Origin of the sequence: Methylobacterium sp. J-090 (assembly GCF_022829345.1) — a bacterium.
GTDB lineage: Bacteria > Pseudomonadota > Alphaproteobacteria > Rhizobiales > Beijerinckiaceae > Methylobacterium.
On sequence record NZ_JAKSXV010000100.1, the window covers coordinates 1 to 356 of the forward strand.

At 61.5% G+C, this 356-nt stretch carries 1 pseudogene; it reads right to left on the reverse strand.

What is annotated here, in order from left to right:
• Positions 1-15 precede the first annotated feature (15 nt).
• A pseudogene (locus tag MKK49_RS24860) lies at positions 16-276 on the reverse strand (transposase); the annotation flags it as partial.
• Between the last annotated feature and the right edge of the window lie 80 nt (positions 277-356).

Consider the following 356-nt stretch of genomic DNA (forward strand, 5'->3'; position numbering starts at 1 on the left):
GAGCAGGCGTCAGAGCTTTTTTGCGAGCACGTCCTGCAGGATGTGCTTGTCGAGGCTCAGATCGGCCACGAGCTGCTTGAGCTTGCGGTTCTCCTCCTCGAGCTGCTTCAGCCGCCGCAGTTCGCCCGTGCCCAAACCGCCATAAAGCTTCTTCCAGCGGTAGAACGTCTGCTCGGAGATGCCCATCCGGCGCAGTACCTCCGCAACCGGCGTCCCAGTCTCGGCCTGCTTCAGCGCAAAGGCGATCTGCTCTTCGGTGAACCTGCTCTTCTTCACGGCTCCGCTCCTCCCGTCAGGGTCTCACAAAACCGGAAAACTCGCACTCAAGCCGGACCAAAGCGATGGGGGGACGTCAG